13 protein-coding genes and 1 pseudogene are annotated in these 19,362 nt (G+C 63.3%); 10 read left to right on the plus strand and 4 right to left on the minus strand.

What is annotated here, in order from left to right; all coding sequences use genetic code 11:
• Positions 1-39 precede the first annotated feature (39 nt).
• Positions 40-627, plus strand: a pseudogene (locus tag F6S08_RS03885) (alpha/beta hydrolase); the annotation flags it as partial.
• Positions 628-1,051: 424 nt separating this feature from the next.
• Here the strand turns inward: F6S08_RS03885 and F6S08_RS03890 are convergent.
• The gene (locus tag F6S08_RS03890) at positions 1,052-2,389 is read right to left on the minus strand and encodes an MATE family efflux transporter (protein WP_065925554.1); all 1,338 of its coding nucleotides are present in this window, start codon (positions 2,387-2,389) and stop codon (positions 1,052-1,054) included.
• A gap of 213 nt (positions 2,390-2,602) precedes the next feature.
• Here F6S08_RS03890 and F6S08_RS03895 point away from each other — a divergent pair, with 213 nt between their 5' ends.
• The gene (locus tag F6S08_RS03895; protein ID WP_315871298.1) at positions 2,603-7,498 is read left to right on the plus strand and encodes an alpha-2-macroglobulin; all 4,896 of its coding nucleotides are present in this window, start codon (positions 2,603-2,605) and stop codon (positions 7,496-7,498) included.
• Positions 7,499-7,636: 138 nt separating this feature from the next.
• On the opposite strand, the gene F6S08_RS03900 is transcribed toward F6S08_RS03895, so the two are convergent.
• A complete protein-coding gene (locus tag F6S08_RS03900) occupies positions 7,637-7,930 on the minus strand; it encodes a hypothetical protein (protein WP_027607987.1) in 294 nt (97 codons plus the stop codon).
• 90 nt (positions 7,931-8,020) lie between these two features.
• Between F6S08_RS03900 and pbpC the strand changes: the two genes are divergently transcribed.
• The 6 genes from pbpC (at position 8,021) to F6S08_RS03930 (ending at position 14,761) form a co-directional block, all read left to right on the plus strand.
• Positions 8,021-10,351 (plus strand): peptidoglycan glycosyltransferase PbpC, encoded by a 2,331-nt coding sequence (gene pbpC / locus F6S08_RS03905; protein WP_083244880.1) that lies wholly within the window; start codon positions 8,021-8,023, stop codon positions 10,349-10,351.
• 95 nt (positions 10,352-10,446) lie between these two features.
• On the plus strand, positions 10,447-10,755 hold the full coding sequence (locus tag F6S08_RS03910) for a MazG-like family protein (protein ID WP_058423592.1): 309 nt from the start codon (positions 10,447-10,449) through the stop codon (positions 10,753-10,755).
• Positions 10,748-11,497, plus strand: coding sequence for a methyltransferase domain-containing protein (locus F6S08_RS03915; protein WP_315871299.1), 750 nt, complete (start codon positions 10,748-10,750; stop codon positions 11,495-11,497). Before F6S08_RS03910 ends, F6S08_RS03915 begins: the two co-directional genes overlap by 8 nt.
• A 24-nt stretch (positions 11,498-11,521) precedes the next feature.
• Positions 11,522-12,124, plus strand: coding sequence for a DUF4136 domain-containing protein (locus F6S08_RS03920; protein ID WP_065947169.1), 603 nt, complete (start codon positions 11,522-11,524; stop codon positions 12,122-12,124).
• Between the two features lie 44 nt (positions 12,125-12,168).
• The gene (locus F6S08_RS03925) at positions 12,169-12,726 is read left to right on the plus strand and encodes a DUF4136 domain-containing protein (RefSeq protein ID WP_065925550.1); all 558 of its coding nucleotides are present in this window, start codon (positions 12,169-12,171) and stop codon (positions 12,724-12,726) included.
• A gap of 85 nt (positions 12,727-12,811) precedes the next feature.
• Entirely contained in the window at positions 12,812-14,761 is a 1,950-nt protein-coding gene (locus F6S08_RS03930; RefSeq protein ID WP_315871300.1) for a pilus assembly protein TadG-related protein, read from the plus strand.
• Here F6S08_RS03930 and F6S08_RS03935 read toward each other — a convergent pair.
• Together F6S08_RS03935 and F6S08_RS03940 are read right to left on the minus strand one after the other, a co-directional pair.
• Positions 14,746-17,484, minus strand: coding sequence for an ATP-binding protein (locus tag F6S08_RS03935; RefSeq protein WP_315871301.1), 2,739 nt, complete (start codon positions 17,482-17,484; stop codon positions 14,746-14,748). The two genes, F6S08_RS03930 and F6S08_RS03935, sit on opposite strands and share 16 nt — an antisense overlap.
• Positions 17,481-17,924 (minus strand): TadE/TadG family type IV pilus assembly protein, encoded by a 444-nt coding sequence (locus F6S08_RS03940; protein ID WP_065925547.1) that lies wholly within the window; start codon positions 17,922-17,924, stop codon positions 17,481-17,483. Before F6S08_RS03940 ends, F6S08_RS03935 begins: the two co-directional genes overlap by 4 nt.
• A 72-nt stretch (positions 17,925-17,996) precedes the next feature.
• Here F6S08_RS03940 and F6S08_RS03945 point away from each other — a divergent pair, with 72 nt between their 5' ends.
• Both F6S08_RS03945 and F6S08_RS03950 read left to right on the plus strand, forming a co-directional pair.
• Positions 17,997-18,446, plus strand: coding sequence for a prepilin peptidase (locus tag F6S08_RS03945; protein WP_315871302.1), 450 nt, complete (start codon positions 17,997-17,999; stop codon positions 18,444-18,446).
• Positions 18,447-18,572: 126 nt separating this feature from the next.
• A complete protein-coding gene (locus F6S08_RS03950) occupies positions 18,573-19,352 on the plus strand; it encodes a response regulator transcription factor (RefSeq protein ID WP_065947172.1) in 780 nt (259 codons plus the stop codon).
• The last annotated feature ends 10 nt before the right edge of the window (positions 19,353-19,362 follow it).

The raw sequence follows: 19,362 nt of genomic DNA on the forward strand, positions 1-19,362 counted from the left end.
GGCATGCCCACCCCACATTTGGAACACTGCTATTGCTGAGGTTTTGTGGCGGTGATCGCCGATTACCGGCTGTACCCGCAGGTGCGTTACCCCGCGTTTCTCCAGGATGGCGCCCAGGCCGTTGCGTGGGCGGTCAACCACAGCGCTGAATACGGTGCAGATCCCAAGCAGCTTTACGTGATGGGCCATAGCTCTGGCGCCTATAACGCCGCGATGTTGGCGCTGGATGGGCGTTGGCTCAAGGCAGTGGGCTTGGCGCCGTCGATCTTCAAAGGCTGGATCGGCCTGGCCGGGCCTTATGACTTCTTGCCGATTGAAAACCAGGACGTGCGCCCGGTGTTCTTCTTCCCCGACTCACCGCCGGAGTCGCAGCCGATCAACCATGTCAGCCATGATGCACCGCCAAGCCTGTTGATTGCCTCGACCGATGACACGCTCGTCAACCCCACCCGCAACACGGGTGGGTTGGCGAAAAAACTGCGGGAAGCGGGGGGGCCGGTCGAGGTGTTTTATTTCACCCGAACCCGCCACGCGACATTGGTCGCGTCCATCGCCAAGCCGTTGTGCTGGCTGGCGCCGGTGCTGGATCGGGTGACGGGGTTTATCGAGTCCACCGCCGGGCAGTGAGCTGACAAGGCGTTGGCTCAGGTCAATTGAGTTCGAGGCAATGTGCGACTGCGCACCGGCCTGGGTTGTATCTCATGACTATTCGGTCAATAGTTCCCACGCTGTTGACACGCATTATTGTGATATTTGCGCTGTTTATTTCCAGGTCAATCGACGTTGCGGGGGCAAGCTGATGCATCTCAGTCCCTTGCGCTACCACGAGTGCGAACGCTGTTTTGTTTTCGATCCGTTGTATCCCGGCGATGTTGTTGGGCCCTTGCCCATTGGTGCATCCGACTAGGGTTGCCAATGTGCAGATCGCAGCAACCCACAGGGTTTTTGTGATGTTCATATCCGACTCTCCATGCATATATGAAAGGGTAGATCCCTGACCATTCAACGCTTGGAATGTCGGTTTGTAACCTGTCAGAACTAACAGGTGGGGTCAGTTGAACCATTGGTCCTGGCGTTTGAGCCGCCAGGCGATGACGCCCAAGGTCAGGCTGCGCAACGTCATGAACAGCAGGAAAGTGATCCACAGTCCGTGATTGCCCAAGCCTTGCAACGCCCAGGCAAACGGCAGTGTTAGCAATAACGTCAGCAGCATCCCATTGCGCATTTCACGCGCACGGGTGGCACCGATAAACAGGCCGTCCAGCAGGTAACTCCCCACCGCAATCAACGGCAGCAGCGCCAGATACGGCAGGTAGATATCGGCGGTGTCGCGCACGCTGGGGATGTCGGTCTGCATGGCGATAAACAGGTGCCCGGCAACCGTGAATAACAGCGCGAAACCGACGCTTGCGATCAGCGACCACCCACCTGCAACTACCAATGAACGGCGCAGTGAGTGGCGGTCGCGGGCGCCGATGGCGTGGCCGCACAGGGCCTCGACTGCGTGGGCCAGACCGTCCAGTGCATGGGCCGTCAGCAGCAGGCCGTTGAGCAGCAGGGCGTTGGCGGCCACGGTCGCATCCCCCAATCGCGCGCCTTGCACGGTGATCATGAAAAACACCGACTGCAGCGCCAGGCTGCGGATAAAGATGTCGCGGTTCACCGCCAGCAACGGGCGCCAGCTTTGCCACCGTTTCAACGCGGCCCAGGCGATATGCCCGGGGTAGGCGCGCAGGGCTTTTTGCGTGAGGGCAAGGCCGAGGAGGGCGCCGGTCCATTCGGCGATCACCGATGCGCGGGCCGAGCCGACCACGCCCCAGTCCAGGCCCAGTACAAACCACAGGTTCAGGGCGATGTTGACCAGGTTGGTGGTCAACAGGATTGCCAATGGCGCCCGGGCGTTTTGCGTGCCGAGGAACCAGCCCACCAGCGCGTAGCTGGCCAGGGCGGCGGGGAGGCCGAACAGACGGGTATGGAAGAACTCGCGGGTCAGTTGATTGAGTTCAGGGGAAGGCTGCATCCATTCCAGGGCCAGATGGCTCAGCGGAATGCCGACGGTGCCCAGCACCATCGCCAACCCCAGCGCCAGCAGCAAGCCTTGCAGCAGGATTTGCCGCAGTGCCGCACCGTCCTTGCGCCCGGCGGCCTGGGCGGCGAAACCGGTGGAACCCATGCGCAGAAAACCCATGGCCCAGGCGAGGAAGGTATACAAGCTGGCACCGACGGCCACGGCGCCCAGTTGGTGGGCGTGGGGCAGGTGGCCGATGACCATGCTGTCGACCAACGCCACCAGCGGCACCGAAATGTTCGACAGGATCATCGGCGCAGCCAAAGCCCATACGCGGCGATGGGTAGGGCGGTCGCGCCAGTCGGTGAGTAAGGTGGACATGCAGGCTCCTTGGGGGAGCGGCATTGTAACCGGCCATTGGCAACGCAACAGGGTCAATGTGGCATGGGGCCCAATGTCCGTGGGATTTGGCTGGGACTTGAGACCGTTGAGAACCAACTCACCCTCCGTCGGTCAATGTGACCAGCGCCACATCGGCTTGGCCGGCGCTGATATATAGTTCACCCCTCGGTTCCCTCTGACTACGAGTGCCCCATGCTTAACAAAGGATTGTTCCTGGCCTGCGCGCTGGCCCTGCTGAGCGCCTGCGATTCTTCCGATAAACCGGCAGCACCGCCTGCGCCCACCGTGGCGGCAGCGCCGAAACCGGCCAAGGCGGCAGTGGATGTGGCGGCGCTGAAGCAGCGCTATGCCGGGCGTGAGTTGAGTGTGGTGGACGTGTCCGAGGTGCAGTTGGACGGGGCCAGCACCTTGTCGGTGAGTTTTTCCATTCCGTTGGATCCGGAGCAGAAGTTTGCCGACAAACTCCATCTGGTCGACAGCAAGTCCGGCAAGGTCGATGGCGCCTGGGAGCTGTCCGATAACCTGATGGAACTGCGCCTGCGCCACCTGGAGCCCCAGCGCAAACTGGTGCTGACGGTGGATGCCGGGGTGAAGGCGGTCAACGCCAACACGCTCGCCGCCGAGTACATCGCGCGCCTGGAAACCCGTGACCTGCAAGCCACCGTCGGCTTCGCCAGCCGTGGCACATTGTTGCCGACGCGCCTGGCCGAAGGCCTGCCGGTGATCGCGCTGAACGTCGACAAGATCGACGTTGAATTCTTCCGGATCAAGCCCGAATCCCTGCCGTCGTTCCTGGCACAGTGGGGGCGCAATACCAGCCTGCAAAGTTATGAATCCCGCGAACTGCTGCCGCTGGCCGACCTGGTCTACGGCGGCCGTTTCGACCTGAACCCGGCGCGCAATACCCGTGAAACCCTGCTGCTGCCGATCGCCGGCCTCAAGCAATTGCAGCAACCGGGCGTGTACCTGGCGGTGATGCGCGCTTCGGGCACCTACAACTATTCGCAACCGGCCACGCTGTTTACCTTGAGCGATATCGGCCTGTCGGTGCACCGCTACGCCAATCGCCTGGATGTGTTTACCCAGGCGCTGGAAGGTGGCAAGGCGTTGGATGGCGTCGACCTTGAAGTGCTCGATGCCGACGGCCGTGTGCTGGGCCAGGGCAAGACCGAGAAGGGCGGCCACGCTGAGTTGCCGTTGCCGAAAAAGGCCCAGGTGCTGCTGGCCAAACAGGGTGAGCAGACCAGTCTGCTGCGCCTGGACAGTGCCGCGCTGGATCTGGCCGAGTTCGATATCGGCGGCCAACCTTCCCATCCGTTGCAATTCTTTGTGTTCGGCCCGCGCGACCTGTATCGCCCCGGCGAAACCGTGCTGCTCAACGCCCTGCTGCGGGACAAGGACGGCAACGCGGTCAAGCCGCAACCGGTGAGCGTCGAAGTGCGTCGCCCGGACGAACAGGTGAGCCGCAAGTTTGTCTGGGATGCCGATGCCTCGGGCCTCTACCAATATCAACTGCAACTGGCCGGCGAAGCACCGACCGGCCGCTGGCAGTTGGTGTTCGACCTGGGCGATGGCAAGCCGCAGCTGTATGAGTTCCTCGTCGAAGACTTCCTGCCCGAGCGCCTGGCGCTGGAACTCAGGGGCAGCGACACGGCATTGAGCCCGGCGGATAACCCGGTGATCAAGGTCAACGGTCGCTACCTCTACGGTGCGCCGGCGTCGGGCAACCGCGTCAGCGGGCAAGTCTATGTGCGCCCCCTGCGCGAAGCGGTCAAGTCGCTGCCGGGCTATCAATTCGGCTCCGTCACCGAAGAGGAACTGAGCCAGGACTTCGAGCTGGACGAAAGCGTGCTCGACGCCAAGGGCCAGGAAGAACTGACCCTGGAAAGCAAATGGGCGGAGGCCAAATCTCCCCTGCAACTGATCGTGCAAGCCAGCCTGCACGAGTCGGGCGGACGGCCGATCACCCGGCGCCTGGTGCAGCCGATCTGGCCGGCCGAGCAACTGCCGGGCCTGCGTGGCCTGTTTGACGGCAAGGAAACCAATGGCGACGGCCCGGCGGAATTCGAAGTGCTGCTGGCCAACCAGGACGGGCAGAAACTCGCCGCGCAAAACCTCAAGGTCCGCCTGGTACGCGAGCGCCGTGACTACTACTGGAACTACTCCGACAGCGATGGCTGGAGCTATCACTACAACGAGAAATTCCTAAACCTCGATGAACAGACCCTGAGCATCAAGGCCGGCGATACTGCCAAGGTCAGCTTCCAGGTGGAGTGGGGCCCGTACCGCGTCGAGGTCGAAGACCCGCAGACCGGCCTGGTCAGCAGCCTGCGCTTCTGGGCCGGCTACCAGGCCCAGGACAACACCGAAGGCGGCGCCGTGCGGCCCGATCAGGTCAAGCTGGCGCTGGATAAACCCGCCTATGGCGACGGCGACACCGCCAACGTCACGGTCACGCCGCCGGCTGCCGGTAAAGGCTACCTGCTGGTGGAATCCGCCGAAGGGCCGCTGTGGTGGCAGGAAATCGACGTGCCGGCCGAAGGTAAAAGCTTTGCCGTGAAGCTTGATCCGAAATGGTCGCGCCATGACCTGTACGTCAGCGCCCTGGTGGTTCGTCCCGGCGAGCGCAAAGCCAATATCACTCCCAAGCGCGCGGTAGGCCTGCTGCATCTGCCGCTGGATCGCACCCAGCGCAAGCTTGGCGTGACCCTGGCCGCGCCGGAAAAAATGCGCCCCAAACAACCGCTGACGGTGAAGATCGCCGCCAAAAACGCCGATGGCAGCGTGCCGAAACAGGTGCACGTGCTGGTGGCGGCGGTGGACGTGGGCATCCTCAATATCACCGAATACCCGACGCCGGACCCGTACTCCAGCCTGTTCGGCCGCAAGGCCTATGGCGTGGACCAGTTCGATATCTACGGCCAGTTGATCGAAGCCGGGCAGGGCCGCCTGGCCAGCCTGGCCTTTGGGGGCGACGCCGCGCTGGCCAAGGGCGGCAAGCGTCCGGACACCAGTGTGACCATCGTCGCCCTGCAAAGCGCACCGGTGACCTTGAATGAGCAGGGCGAGGGTGAAGTCAGCGTCAACATCCCCGACTTCAACGGCGAATTGCGCCTGATGGCCCAGGCCTGGAGCGATGACCGCTACGGCATGGCCGAAGGCAAGACCTTGATCGCCGCGCCGCTGGTGGCCGAGCTATCGGCACCGCGCTTCCTCGCCGGCGGTGACCAGACGACGTTGGCCCTGGACCTGTCCAACCTGTCGGGCAAGGCGCAGAAACTCGATCTGCAACTGAGTGCCGAAGGGCAATTGGAGCTGGTCAACAGCGGCGCGCAAAGCGTCGAGCTCAAGCAAGGCCAGCGCACCACCCTGCGTATCCCGGTGAAAGCCTGGGGTGGCTTGGGTCAAGGCAAGGTGAAGGTCACGGTCAATGGCCTGGACCTGCCCGGTGAGAACCTGCCGCCGTTCAGCCGCGAATGGACCCTGGGCGTGCGCCCGGCCTACCCGGCGTTGCTCAAGCATTACCGCGCGGTGCTCAAGGGCGAGCCGTGGAGCTTGCCCGCCGGCGCATTGGATCAATTCGATGCCTCTGGGCGTGAGGCGCTGCTGAGCCTGTCGAGCCGGCCGCCGCTGAACCTGGGTGCGCAGATCTCGGCGCTCAAGGCCTACCCGTATGGGTGCCTGGAGCAGACCGCCAGTGGTCTGTACCCGTCGCTGTACGCCGACGACGCGCTGCTCAAGCGTTTGAGCATCAAGGGCGAGCCGGATGCCGAGCGCAAACGCAAGATCGAGCTGGGCATCGAACGCCTGCTGGGCATGCAGCGCTACAACGGCAGCTTCGGTTTGTGGGGCGCCGATGGCGAAGAGGAATATTGGCTGACGGCTTATGTCACCGACTTCCTGTTGCGTGCCCGTGACCAGGGCTTCGCTGTACCACCCGAAGCGCTGAAAAAAGCCAGCGAGCGCCTGCTGCGCTATGTGCAGGAGCGCAACCTGATCGAAGTCGACTACAGCGACAACGCTGACCACACGCGCTTTGCCGTGCAGGCCTACGCCGGCATGGTACTGGCGCGCAGTCAGCAGGCGCCGTTGGGGGCGCTGCGCAGTATTTTCGAGCGACGCAGCGACGCGCGTTCCGGGTTGCCGTTGGTGCAGTTGTCCATCGCATTACAGAAGATGGGTGACCAGCCCCGTGCGGATCAAGCCTTGCTGGCCGGCCTGGCGGCGCAACGCAGCGCCAAGGAATGGCTGGCCGACTACGGCAGCCCGCTGCGCGACCAGGCGATGATCCTGGCATTGCTGGAAGAAAACGACTTGGCCAAGGGCAAGCGTGAGGAGCGCTTGTTTAGCCTGTCCGATCAGTTGGCGGCCAGCCCGTACCTGTCGACCCAGGAGCGCAATTCGCTGTTCCTGGCCGGGCGCCTGGGGTTCGCCCAGCCCGAGTCTGCCTGGAAGGTCCTGCTCAATGGCAGCGGTGGGGAACATGAGCTGAACAATCAACAGTCGACGCTGGACCTGGAAGGCAAGCTGCTTTCTGGCGATCTGAACCTGACCAATCAGGGCGATGTGCCGGTCTACCAGCAATTGACGATCTCGGGTTATCCCCAGGTGCCACCGGCACCGGGTGGCGACAACCTGAGCATCCGCCGGGAATACCTGGGCATGAATGGCCAACCGCTGAACCTGCGCAACCTCAATAGCGGCGATCTGGTGCTGGTGCACCTGGCCGTGAGCGCCAGGCAGCGCGTGCCGGATGCCTTGGTGGTCGATCTGTTGCCTGCGGGCTTGGAGCTGGAAAACCAGAACCTGGCACAAAGTGCCGCCAGCCTGGAAAACGCCAGCAGCCAGGTGAAGGAGTGGCGTGAGTCGATGCAGAACGCGGCGCTCAAGCATCAGGAGTTTCGTGATGACCGTTACGTGGCGGCCATCAACCTTGACGGCGATGGCACCACGCACTTGCTGTACCTGGCCCGTGCCGTGACACCGGGTACTTACCGCGTGCCACCGCCGCAGGTGGAGTCGATGTATCGGCCGAACTGGCAGGCGGTGGGGGAGACGCCGGCGGATCTGGTGATCAAGGGACGCTGAAATTTGACGGTTGATCACTGTAGGAGCGGGCTTGCCCGCGAAGAACGCAAGGGCACCGCGTTTATTCCGGATGTCAGCGTTATCGTTGACGTCCTTCGCGAGCAAGCTCGCTCCTACAGTGGCTGGGTGTTTTTGGGTTCAGTGGACGACCCAGCTGAGCAGCCACAGGCCAAGTATCAGCCAGATCACTCCGAAGATGATCGAAGCGCGCATGAAGGCGCGTACGGCTGAGTACAGAAACAGCAGGCCGACGATCAGGGTGAGGATGCTGATGATCGAGGTGTCCATGCCCAATGTGCGTGACAGGCCTTCGACAAAGTTGCCGCCGGCGTGGGTCAAGGCTCCGAACAATCCGCTGAGCCCGTCGACGATAAAGCGGATGACGGAACCGAGCGCCTGGCCCAACCATTCGAAAAAGCTTTCTACCTGCATATGTGTGTCCTGATAAGAAGGTGGGCGTATCTGTGCCTTTGGTTGTTATTGCAACAGGCTAGTTCCCTACAAGCATAGAGGTTTGCCCGCTTGAATTTGCGTTTACTTGTCCGCTGGACCCTGGCGAGCCTGGTCTTGATGATTGCCCTGCTGTGGCTGGCCGATCGTATCTGGCCGTTGCCGTTGCCCAGGGACGACCTGGCGCGGGTAGTGCTGGCCGAGGATGGCACGCCGTTGTGGCGGTTTGCCGATGCCAACGGTGTGTGGCGTTACCCGGTGCAAACCAGCGAAGTGTCGCCGTATTACCTCGATGCACTGCTCACCTACGAAGACCGCTGGTTCTATCAGCATCCCGGTGTTAACCCGTTGGCGCTGGTGCGGGCGACGTGGCAGAACCTGACGGGCGCGCGGGTGGTGTCGGGTGGCAGTACGTTGTCGATGCAGGTGGCGCGTCTGCTGGATCCTCACTCGCGGACCTTCCACGGCAAGTTGCGCCAACTGTGGCGCACGGCGCAGTTGGAGTGGCACCTGTCCAAGGAACAGATTCTCAACCTGTACCTGAACCGCGCACCGTTCGGCGGCACGTTGCAGGGCGTGGCGGCCGCCAGCTGGGCGTACCTGGGCAAGTCCCCGGCGCAACTGACCCACGCCGAAGCCGCTTTGCTCGCGGTATTGCCCCAGGCGCCGAGCCGCCTGCGCCCGGATCGCCACCCGCAGCGCGCCCAGGAGGCCCGCGACAAAGTACTGCGCCGCCTCGCCGAGTTCCAGGTGTGGCCACAAGCGGCCGTCGACGAAGCGCTGGAGGAGCCGTTGCTGCTCGCCCCGCGCCTGGAGCCGAGCCTGGCGCCGCTGCTTGCCCGCCGCCTTAACCGTCCGGACAGCCCGCCGCTGATTCGCACCACGCTGGATGCCACCCTGCAACGCCGTCTTGAAGACCTGTTGCTGGGCTGGCGTGCGCGGTTGCCGGAATACACCTCGGCCGCGATCCTGGTGGTGGAAGAAGAAAACATGGCCGTGCGCGCTTACCTGGGGTCAGTGGACATCAACGACGCGAAGCGCTTTGGCCACGTGGACATGATCAGCGCGCTGCGTTCGCCGGGCTCTACCTTGAAGCCGTTCCTGTATGGCATGGCCCTGGACGAGGGCCTGATTCACTCCGAATCGCTGTTGCAGGACGTGCCCCGGCGTTATGGCGATTATCGGCCGGGCAACTTTTCCATGGGCTTTACCGGCGCAGTGCCGGCGAGCACGGCGCTGTCCAGTTCGCTGAACCTGCCGGCGGTGCAGTTGCTGGAAGCCTACGGGCCCAAGCGGTTTGCCGCGCAGATGCGCATCGGCGGCGTGCCATTGGCCCTGCCGGCGTTGGCCGAGCCCAACCTGGCGCTGATCCTCGGCGGCGCGGGCAGCCGCCTGGAGGATCTGGTCAGCGGCTACAGCGCCTTTGCCCGCGACGGCAGGAGCGCCACCCTTCGATTACAGCCGGACGATACGCTGAGAGAGCGGCCCTTGCTGTCGCCAGGGTCCGCCTGGATTATTCGGCGCATCCTCAGTGGCCAGGCGCGGCCTGATCGCGACCCGCGTGCCGAGCTGGTGCAGCGCCCGGTCCTGGCCTGGAAAACCGGGACCAGCTACGGTTTTCGCGATGCCTGGGCGATTGGCGTGGGGCCGCGCTATTTGATCGGTGTGTGGATCGGTCGCCCGGACGGCACGCCGGTGCCGGGGCAGTTCGGTTTGGCCTCGGCGGCGCCGCTGATGTTGCAGGTGCATGACGTGCTGACCAATCGCGACAGCCAGCGCGGCATCAGCGCGCAGGTGGTGGCGGTGCCGACCAATGTCGGCGTGGCGGCGATCTGTTGGCCGCTGGGCCAGCCCATGAACCGCAGCGATCCGAATTGCCGCCGCCAGCGCTTTGCCTGGACCCTGGACAACACCACGCCGCCGACCTTGCAGGCGCTGGATCAGCCGTTGAGCGTCGGCTTGATGGAAAGCGTCTGGGTCAACGCCAAGGGCTTGAGGGTGGATGCCCATTGCCCTGGCGCTGTGTCTAAAAATATCGCCTTGTGGCCCGCACCCCTGGAGCCATGGTTGCCCAGAATCGAGCGCCGTGAAGCGCGGATTCCCGCCGCCGACCCCGACTGCCCACCACCGGCGCTGGCGGCGTCTTCGCCGCTGTCGATTGTCGGCGTGCGCGAAGGCGACCAACTGCGCCTGCCCGCCGCCAGTCAGCAAACCCTGCGCCTCAAGCTTTCCGCCCTGGGCGGCAGCGGCCGGCGCTGGTGGTTCCTCAACGGCGCCCCCCTGGGCGACAGCGCCAACCAGGACAGCATCAATGCCAGTTTCGAGCGCTTGGGCCGCTACCAACTCAGCGTCCTCGACGAAGCCGGCCAGACCGCCCGGCTCGAATTCAGCGTGGTGGATTAGGGCCTCATCAGGGGCAAGTCGAATCGTCGCACCGCCGCTATTCACTTGCCTTCACTCTCCATCCCCCTGAAGCTATACCCATTCAGGAGCCCCCCATGAACCTCGAACACCTCACCGAACGTCTGCACCGCATCCGCGATACCAACGACTGGAAGCCATTCCACAGCCCGAAGAACCTGGCCATGGCCGCCAGCGTGGAAATGGCCGAACTGGTGGAAATCTTCCAGTGGCTCACCGAAGACCAGTCCCGCCAGTTACCCGCCGACAAACTTGCCCACGCCGGCCAGGAAGTGGGCGATATCGTGCTGTACCTGCTGTTGCTGTGCAGCGAGCTGGGCCTGGACATGAACGAGGTGGTGCGCGCCAAACTGGCCGACAGCGAGCGGCGGTTTGCCCATGAGTGACCGGCATTTCGACCAATTGGCCACGCGCTTCGCCGAGAAAATCTACGGTGGCGCAAAAGGCGCGATTCGCCTGGCTGTGCTCCAGGCCGACCTGGCTGAGGCCCTGCCGGAGCGTCCGTTGCGCGTGCTGGATATCGGCGCGGGCCTGGGGCATATGTCGCTGTGGCTGGCCGAGCGCGGCCATCAGGTGACCCTGGCCGAACCCGCCGGCCCGATGCTCGAAGGCGCGCGCCAGCGCTTCGCCGAAGCCGGACAGAGCGCCACCTTCATTCATGCGCCCTGGCAAGATCTGCTCGGCCAGCTCACCGAGCCCTACGACCTGGTGCTGTGCCATGCCGTGCTGGAATGGCTGGCCGAACCCCACGGTATCCTGCCGGTGCTGCACCAGCTGACGCTGCCCGGTGGCTGGTTGTCGCTGGCTTTCTACAACCGCGATGCACTGATTTATCGCAACCTGCTCAAAGGCCATTTCCGCAAGATGCGCAAGAACGACATGGCCGGCGAAAAGCAGAGCCTGACCCCGCAACAGCCCCTCGACCCGCGCGAGCTGGCGGCGCAACTCGAAGGGCTTTGGCAGGTCGAAAGCCAAAGTGGCGTGCGGGTATTCCACGACTATATGCCGGTGGAATTCCAGGCCCGCGCCGACTTGAAGGACCTTGTAGAGATGGAGCTCGCTCACCGTCGTCACCCAAGCTTTGCCGGACTTGGGCGTTATTTGCACTGGATCTGCCGTCCGGTATAAGCGGCCCAGTCTGCGGAGGTCGAAATGCGTCGTCTCTGTTTGATCCTGTTATCCCTCGGGCTGGGCGCCTGCTCCAGCCCCAACCCTTATGTGGCGGCTTCTGCGCCCATGCCACCGGCGCCCGCGCAGGCGGCCACGACCTTCGACGCCAGCGCCTACCCGGCACCGGTGCGCGACTATGGCGCCTACCGCAATTGGGCCTGGCGCAACGGCCAGCTCCCGGCCGGCACGGCCTGGGCGGACTCGGCGCAGGTCGCCGAAGCGGTCAGCGGTGCCCTCGACCAGCGCGGCCTGCGGCCCTTGCACGACAACCGCCCGGCGGACCTGCTGGTGAGCGCCGATGTACGCCTGGAGAAGCGTCTCAAGCAGGTCCGGGACGATTACGGCTACGGATACGGCGGCTATAACCGCTACGGCCCGGGCTACGGCATGTACAACTCGGTGCCGATCGTGCGCACCTATGAAGTTCAAGTGGTGGTGGTGCGGGTTAATCTGTTCGACGCCCGCAGCGGCCAGCCGGTGTGGAGTGCCAGCGCGGAAACCGGCAGCCAGGGCAGCCTCAGCGAGCGCGCGGATGCGTTGCGCCAGGCCGTGCAAAAGGCGATGACCGCCTATCCTCCGAGTTAACAGCTATTCTCATCTAAAGCCCGGTCCCTTGTTGGAGATCAACCATGTTTCGTCGTATCGCTACGCTAGCTTTTGTTGTGCTGCTGGGCGGTTGCCAGACCAGCCAGGTCAACCACGATTTTGATGCCAGCCGCGACTTCGGCGCCTACCGCAACTGGGCCTGGAAAGACCCGGCGCTGCAATACCGCCCCGATGATCCGCGGATCAAGAGCGACCTCACCGAACAACGCATCCGCCAGGCCGTGGGTGAACAGCTTGACCAGCGCGGCCTGCGCCCGGCAGCCGCAGGCACCCGGGCTGACCTGAACGTGCAGGCCTACCTGATCGTCGAAGACCGCCAGCAACAAGTCACCACCAACTATGGCGGCGCCTGGGGTGGTCCGTGGAACGGCTATTGGGGCGCGCCGATGTACAACGAAACACGCAACATCACCTACAAGGTGGCGACCATCCAGATCGACCTGCTCGACGGCAAGGACGGCAAGTTGGTGTGGCGCGGCAGTGATGAACAGATGATGAGCAGCACGCCCAACCCCCAGGATCGTAATAACGCGATTCGCACGACGGTGACCCGCATCCTCTCCAGCTACCCACCGCACTGACCGTTTGCAGCGACCGGCCGGCGCACCTGCCAAGCCTTGTCTACACTCCACGGCAACACGGAGAGTAAGCGCTAAGGAGTGCCTGATGTCTCCCCGACTCGGTTGCAGGCAGCGTGGTGCGATTGGCTTGATGGCAGCGGGCACCCTGGCGTTAGCGCTGGTGTTCCTGCTGCTGGCGGTGGACAGCGGCCGCCTCTACCTGGAAAAGCGCAAGCTGCAGTCCATTGCCGACACCGCCGCCCTGGAGGCCGCCGGGCGTGGTGGCCTGTGCAGCCCGACCACCAGCGCCAACGACTATGCCGTGCAGAACGCTGCGCGCAATGGCTTCACCGTGGTTGCCGGCGACAGCAGTCGTGGCCTGGCCGTGACCTGCGGCACATTGACGACCAATGCCGGCAACATCCGCGTATTCAGCGCCGACGCCAGCAAAAACGAGGCCATTCGGGTAGTGGCGACGCGCAGCGTAGTAACCAGCGTCGCCACCGGTATCTGGAATATGTTCAGCGGTACGCCGGCGTCCACCCAGATGACCCTGGGTGCCACCGCCGTGGCCGCGTACGCGCCGCCAGTGGCGCAACTGACGATTCGCAGCAACCTGGCGACGGTGGATTCGGCGAAGTCCCCGCTATTGAACATGGTCATTGGCAACCTGTTGGGCGGCAGCCTGTCGCTGACGGCGGCGGGCTGGAATGGCTTGCTGGCGACGAACGTCAACCTGCTCGGCTACCTGGATCAGTTGGCGATTGAGCTGAACGTGACGGCGGGTGACTACGATGCGCTGCTCAACGCCGCCGTATCCGCCAACCAGTTGATCGATGCCGCGGTAAAGGTGCTGCAAAAAAACGGCGCGGTGGCGACGGCGGTCATCAACGATGTGATTTCATTGAAAGCCATCGCGCCCAATACCCAGCTGCTGAAAGTCGCAGACCTGCTGAAGGTTGCCAGCGGAACACCGGCCGCGGCGTTGAATACCAATGTGCAGTTGTTTCAATTGCTGGAGGCCGTTGCGCAGCTGTCCAATAGCAAGAGTGCGGTGAGTGCGGCCGCTCAGGTGAATATTCCCCTGGTGGGCAATGTCTCGATCCAGACCAAAGTCATCGAGCCGCCGCAATTGTCGGCGATCGGTAATCCGGCGAAGGCCAAGGCGGGGCTTCTGAATAACCCGCAGACGGATCAGATTGTTGTCCGAACCGCGCAAGTGCGCACATTGGTTACGGTGGATGCGCCGATCATCAAGCTGGTGTCGGGGGTTTCATCAATCCTGACCGGGTTGGCGACACCGGTGTCGAAGGTGGTCGGCGGCCTGTTGAACCTGAACATCCCGGCAGTGGTGGGCGGCGTGTTGTGCCTGGTGGCGTGTAACGTCACCGACGTGGATATCACGCAATCACTGTCCATCTACATCGAAGCGGCCAGTGCGCAGAGCCAAGTGACGGACTACAGCTGTGCCACGCCGGCCACAAAGTCGCTAACGGTGCAGGCCACCACCGCCATGGCTACCTTGGGCGTGGGCTATGTCGACCCTGCCACCGCGTTTTCATCATCGGCGCCAGTCACCGTGCAGCCGGTCAGGCTGATCGATTTTGGCCAGCGCTACTGCATTGTGCTGTCGCTGATATGCGGCACGCGTACAGCGGGTGTAGGCGGTGGTTTGAATGTGAAGGCGTTGTCTACCGTGGCAGCGCAGACCAGCTCGTTGCTGTTTTTACCGGTCGCCGATATGAATGCCGCGCCGACCTACAAAAGTCCAACCGGCACCGCCAATATCGTCAATAGCCTGGGAGCAACCCTGAGCGGCCTGCAGGTTACCTACGTACCGCCCAGCGGCAGCACACCCGGTGCGGCGAACGGCACTGTTACGACGGCCCTGGCTACCATCACCAGCGCGGTGGTCACCCTTGTCCAGGACGTCCTGTCACCGCTGCTCGACCCCATTGTCAACACGCTGCTCCCGGCCCTGGGCATCAACCTGGGCAACGCCGAAGTCGGCGCCAACCTGACGTGTCAGATGGGCCGCGCCTACCTGGTGATCTGAACCACCGGCAGTTCCACACAAAACCGTGCGCCTTCCTCGCCATTGATCACGCTCAAGCGCCCACCCATGTTTTCCACGATCCCGTAGCTTACCGACAGCCCCAGGCCGGTCCCCACCCCAATCGGCTTGGTGGTAAAAAACGGCTCGAAAATCCTCTCCAATAATCGTGGGTCGATGCCGCCACCGTTGTCCTCGACCCAGATGCGCACATGCCGGCTGTCGTGCTCGCAGTGCAGTGCAATCCAGGGGCGCAATTGCGCGGCTGTTTCGCGCTGGCTCAATAGCGCATCGCGGGCGTTGACCATCAGGTTGATCAACACCTGCTCAAGCTGGTCGACATGACCTTTGACCTGCACCCTGAAGTCTGCAGGTGTGATGCGCAGGTCCACGCCTTTGCCGCGCAGGCCCTCACTCAGCAGCGATATGGTCCCTTCCACGGCTTGCGCTGGGTCGAACGGTTGCTGTTCGATTTCCGAACGGCGGCCAAACACGCGCATATGGTCCACCACCCTCGCCGCGCGTTGCACTTGGGTGTCGATGCGCTTGAGTTTTTCGGTGAGGTAGTCGATCTGCGCGTCGCCGTTGGCCAGGCGCTTGAGCACATTGACGATCGCCATGCGCATCACGTTCAGCGGCTGGTTGATCTCATGGGCCAGGCCCGTGGCCATTTCGCCGAGGGTCGCCATCTTGGCGCTCTGGGTCAGTTGCTGCTGGGAGCGACGCACTTCGGTGTTGTCGCGGCCCACGGCCTGCACCTCCACCAGTTGACCTTGTTCATCAAACACACCACGGTCGGACCATACCCACCAGGCATGTTCGCGCCCGGGCAGCTGCAGGCTGATTTCGGCGGTGCTCACCGGAAACTCGGGGGTCAGTCGGCGGATGCGTTGGATAAATGCCTGGCGCTGTTCATCCGACAGCCACGCGTCCAATTGCCGCCCCGGCAGTTGCGCGGGCAAGCACTCCAGGTAGTTGGCCAGCGGCGTGTTGCCAAACGTCAGGGTCAGGTCCGGGCGATAACGGCAGATCATTGCCGGCGAGTCTTCCACCAGGATGCGGTAGCGCTCTTCGCTCTGCCTGACCTGTTCGGCGGCCAGGGTCGCGTCGGTCACATCGAGCCATAGCCCCACGGCCTCCACCGGCAGGCCCAGGTCATCGCGCAGCAGCTTGGCCTCGTCGAGCAGCCAATGGTAGTCGCCGCGGGTGTCGCGCACCCGGTAGCGGCTGCGTACATTCCCTTCGCGTAGTAATTGACGGGTGCGTTGGAAGTACAACTCACGGTCTTCGGGATGGATCAACGAGGCCAGGCCGTCGTGGCTGCAATCGGCCAGGCTCCAGCCCAGCAGCGGCAACAGGCTGTCGCTGAAAAACACCGGGTGCAGCGCGCCGCCGACATAGCGCTGCACGTAGATCACCGCCGGTGAACTGGCGATCAGGTTATCCAGGCGTGCATGGGCGGCGGCGGCTTGCAGTTGCTGGTTCTTGATGTCGCTGATGTTGAGCATGAAACCGACCCAGCGCCGGTTGTCGCCCACGCCCAGTACCTGGCCCTGCACGCGATACCAGATGGGCGTGTGGTCCGCGTCACTGCCTGGCAGGCGCACGCTGGTCAGCAGGGGTTTGTCCAGTGCCTGCAGGTCTTGCAGGTGGCTGAGCAGTTCCTGGCGATCAGCGGGGTGGATCAGCTCCAGCCAGAGGGCCAGTGCCTGGCGCGTGGCGCCGTGTTCCTGGCCCAGGCTATGCAGCAACTGGGGGGCGAGCTGGATCTCCTGGGTGGCGGGCAGCAGTTCCCACCAGCCGGTGCCGAGCAGTTCTTGCAGGGCCTCCATGCGCTCCAGTTGCTGATGGCTGCGTTGTTCGCGCAGGCGGCTCAGCAGCGGGGCGGCGAGTGCGGCGGTGAGGTCCAGCCAGTCACGTTCGCGGGTGTGCGGTTCGCCGCCGTAGAAACCGCAGAGCAACCAGGCTGCCACGCCCTGGCTGTCACGGTAGGGCACCAGCAAACCGTCGATATCGCCGAAAATGCTCTGCAGGCGGGGGTTGTCAATGCGCCCGTGGGCCAGGCTCAGGAGCGCGTTGCCGTTGACACTGTCCAGGCTGGCCCCCAGATGTTGGCCGGTTTGCCACAAGCCCGGGGCGTCGTGAGCGGTGTATTGGCTGTAGATCCGCCAACCCTGGTTGGCTTCATCGAGCAATGCCAGGGCCACACAGGGGATACGCCAGCGTTGGGCCAGGCTGCGCAGTTGCTCGTTGAACGTCTCGGGCAGGCGACTCAGGCTGCACACTCGCAACTGTTCGCTCATCCTGCAGGCGAGTTGGTGGTTCTGCTCGCGCTGTTCAGCCAGGTGGCGGCCGGCGAGCAAGTCGCCGATGTCCAGCAGGTGCAGCACCCAGCGGTCGCCCTCCGGCTCGACCCAGCCACGGGTGGGCAGGACCTGGCCGGCAGAGCCCTGGAAGTCCAGGTCCAGGGTATGGCGTTGCCAGTCGGCAGGGCTGCCTTCGATACTCAAGGCGCTGCTGGCGCACAGCAACTCCCGCAGCAGCGGCCGTGCTTCACCCGCGACGGGCATGGCGAGTTGCGAACGCAGTGTGCCGCTGATGTCCACCACATGGCCTTGATGATCCAATAACACGCGCAGCCCTGCCGCAGGGACAGTGGGCGCCTCGAAGGCCTGGGTGCCGACACGGCCCCGCAGGCGCTCGAAGAAATTATTCCCCGCAGTCAAAACTGAAGACTCGAGCTGGCCGAAAGGTTGGTCGGCAGGTTCGGCACAGTGCCAATGCCTGGCACCACCAGCGCCGGGAATACGGAGTAGAGGTTGGAGGAGGGGTATTTGATCGTGACAGTCAGCGTGGTGCCGGTGTAGGTGGCGCTGATGAAGGACGGCTGGAACTGGAAGTTGGCGGGGATCCAGCTCAATTGCGCCGCTACCGCATCTTTCGCCCGCTGGGTGACAAGGGTGGGGTAGGCCGATCCTGCCGCTACCGGGTCTACCGCCATGGCCTGGCGCACGGCCTCGGCCGCTGCCTGGTTGAACGACTGCATCAACAGCAGCGGCAGGCTGAAGCTGATCAAGCCATAGAACACCGCAAAAAAGATCCCGAAGACCAAGGCGAACTCGATCGCCGCAGCCCCTTTTTGCTTTGCCGGCAGGCCTGTTTTCATGACTGCGTCTACCCTGACGTCTACGACTCGATATCAGCATAGAATCATTCAGCGAAAAGGAACGTTTTTTACGTGATTCATGGCGTAGTGATAGTGATCTGGCTGGGAGTCTGTGCGGTGCAGGATATTCGCCGGCGACAGATCGCCAATGGCTTGACCCTGGGCGTGGCGTTGCTGGCGCTGTTATACCTGTTGTGCACAGGTGCCACCTGGCTGGGCGCGCCGGCGAGCGCCGGTCTCTTGGCGTTTGCCCTGGCGCTGCTGTTCACCCTGCCGGGCTATGCGCTGGACCGCTTCGGTGCGGGCGACGTGAAGCTGCTCGCGGCGCTGGGCCTGGCCACCACGGTGGATCATGTGTTGTGGTCCCTGATCGGTGCCGCCATCACCCTGGTCGGCTGGTTGGTCGTTCGTCAACAGCTCGGTCCGCGCGCTGCTGATCGGGTGCAAGGCCCGCCTGCCAAGCAGCCTTTCGCCGCGTTTTTATTCGCGGGTTTTGTGCTGTATGGGGTATGGACCCTTTAGTCGCACAATGCCTCTATTGCTATGTACAGAGTCGGAAAGTAGGTCTACGTTTATGGAACGGATGTATAGGATTCTTCGTCCAAACGGATAGGTCAGTCTTTTGGCTTGCCAGGCATGGAGTCGCGTGTGAACAAGCTGAAATCGGCTGTAAAAGTGCTGGTGGTCGATGACCAACCGCTGATCGTTGAGGAGCTTTGCGAGTTCCTCGAAAGCAGTGGCTACCACTGCGTCCCGTGCGAATCCAGCCGCCAGGCCTTGCAGCGTTTCAGCGAGGACGCCGAGGTCGGCCTGGTGCTGTGTGACCTGCACATGCCGGACATGGATGGGATCGAGCTGGTGCAGTCGATGCAGAAGATCGCCGGCAAGCAGCGTGCGTTCGAGGCCATCATGCTCACCGGGCGTGCCGACAAACAGGACGTGATCAAGGCCCTGCGCGCGGGCATCTCGGATTACTACCAGAAGCCGATCAACCTCGATGAGTTGCTCGAGGGCCTGCAGCGCCAGGAAGCGGCGCTGGAAGAGCGGCAAAAGGAGCTGCAACTGGGGCACTTGAACCAGAAACTGCAGTACCTTTCCGAATCCATCAATGACTTGTACCAGGACCTCGACAAGGTACGGCGCGGCCCGCTGCAGGAGGCTGACGGCGAGGGGCGGCAAGACGCCGGAGCGGCGCAGGTTCCATCCATCTTCAACCAGCTGTCACCCCGTCAGATGGAGGTGGCGTGGCTGGTAGGCAAGGGCCAGACCAATTACCAGATCGCCTGCGAATTGGGCATCACCGAAAACACCGTCAAACTGTATGTGTCCCAGGTGTTGCGCCTGACCCATATGCACAACCGCACCCAGTTGGCGCTGGCGTTGTCGCCAAGCCACTCGCCGATGCGCCAGCAGGTGAGTGCGCACTGACGCACGGGGT

The sequence above is a fragment of the Pseudomonas sp. JV449 genome (assembly GCF_032424295.1).
Taxonomy (GTDB): Bacteria; Pseudomonadota; Gammaproteobacteria; order Pseudomonadales; family Pseudomonadaceae; genus Aquipseudomonas; species Aquipseudomonas marginalis.

Bases quoted from the DNA above. Each gene is read 5' to 3' on its own strand.
- F6S08_RS03890 (WP_065925554.1), bottom strand. From the start codon at position 2,389: ATGTCCACCTTACTCACCGACTGGCGCGACCGCCCTACCCATCGCCGC.
- F6S08_RS03895 (WP_315871298.1), top strand. From the start codon at position 2,603: ATGCTTAACAAAGGATTGTTCCTGGCCTGCGCGCTGGCCCTGCTGAGC.
- F6S08_RS03900 (WP_027607987.1), bottom strand. From the start codon at position 7,930: ATGCAGGTAGAAAGCTTTTTCGAATGGTTGGGCCAGGCGCTCGGTTCC.
- F6S08_RS03910 (WP_058423592.1), top strand. From the start codon at position 10,447: ATGAACCTCGAACACCTCACCGAACGTCTGCACCGCATCCGCGATACC.
- F6S08_RS03915 (WP_315871299.1), top strand. From the start codon at position 10,748: ATGAGTGACCGGCATTTCGACCAATTGGCCACGCGCTTCGCCGAGAAA.
- F6S08_RS03920 (WP_065947169.1), top strand. From the start codon at position 11,522: ATGCGTCGTCTCTGTTTGATCCTGTTATCCCTCGGGCTGGGCGCCTGC.
- F6S08_RS03925 (WP_065925550.1), top strand. From the start codon at position 12,169: ATGTTTCGTCGTATCGCTACGCTAGCTTTTGTTGTGCTGCTGGGCGGT.
- F6S08_RS03930 (WP_315871300.1), top strand. From the start codon at position 12,812: ATGTCTCCCCGACTCGGTTGCAGGCAGCGTGGTGCGATTGGCTTGATG.
- F6S08_RS03940 (WP_065925547.1), bottom strand. From the start codon at position 17,924: ATGAAAACAGGCCTGCCGGCAAAGCAAAAAGGGGCTGCGGCGATCGAG.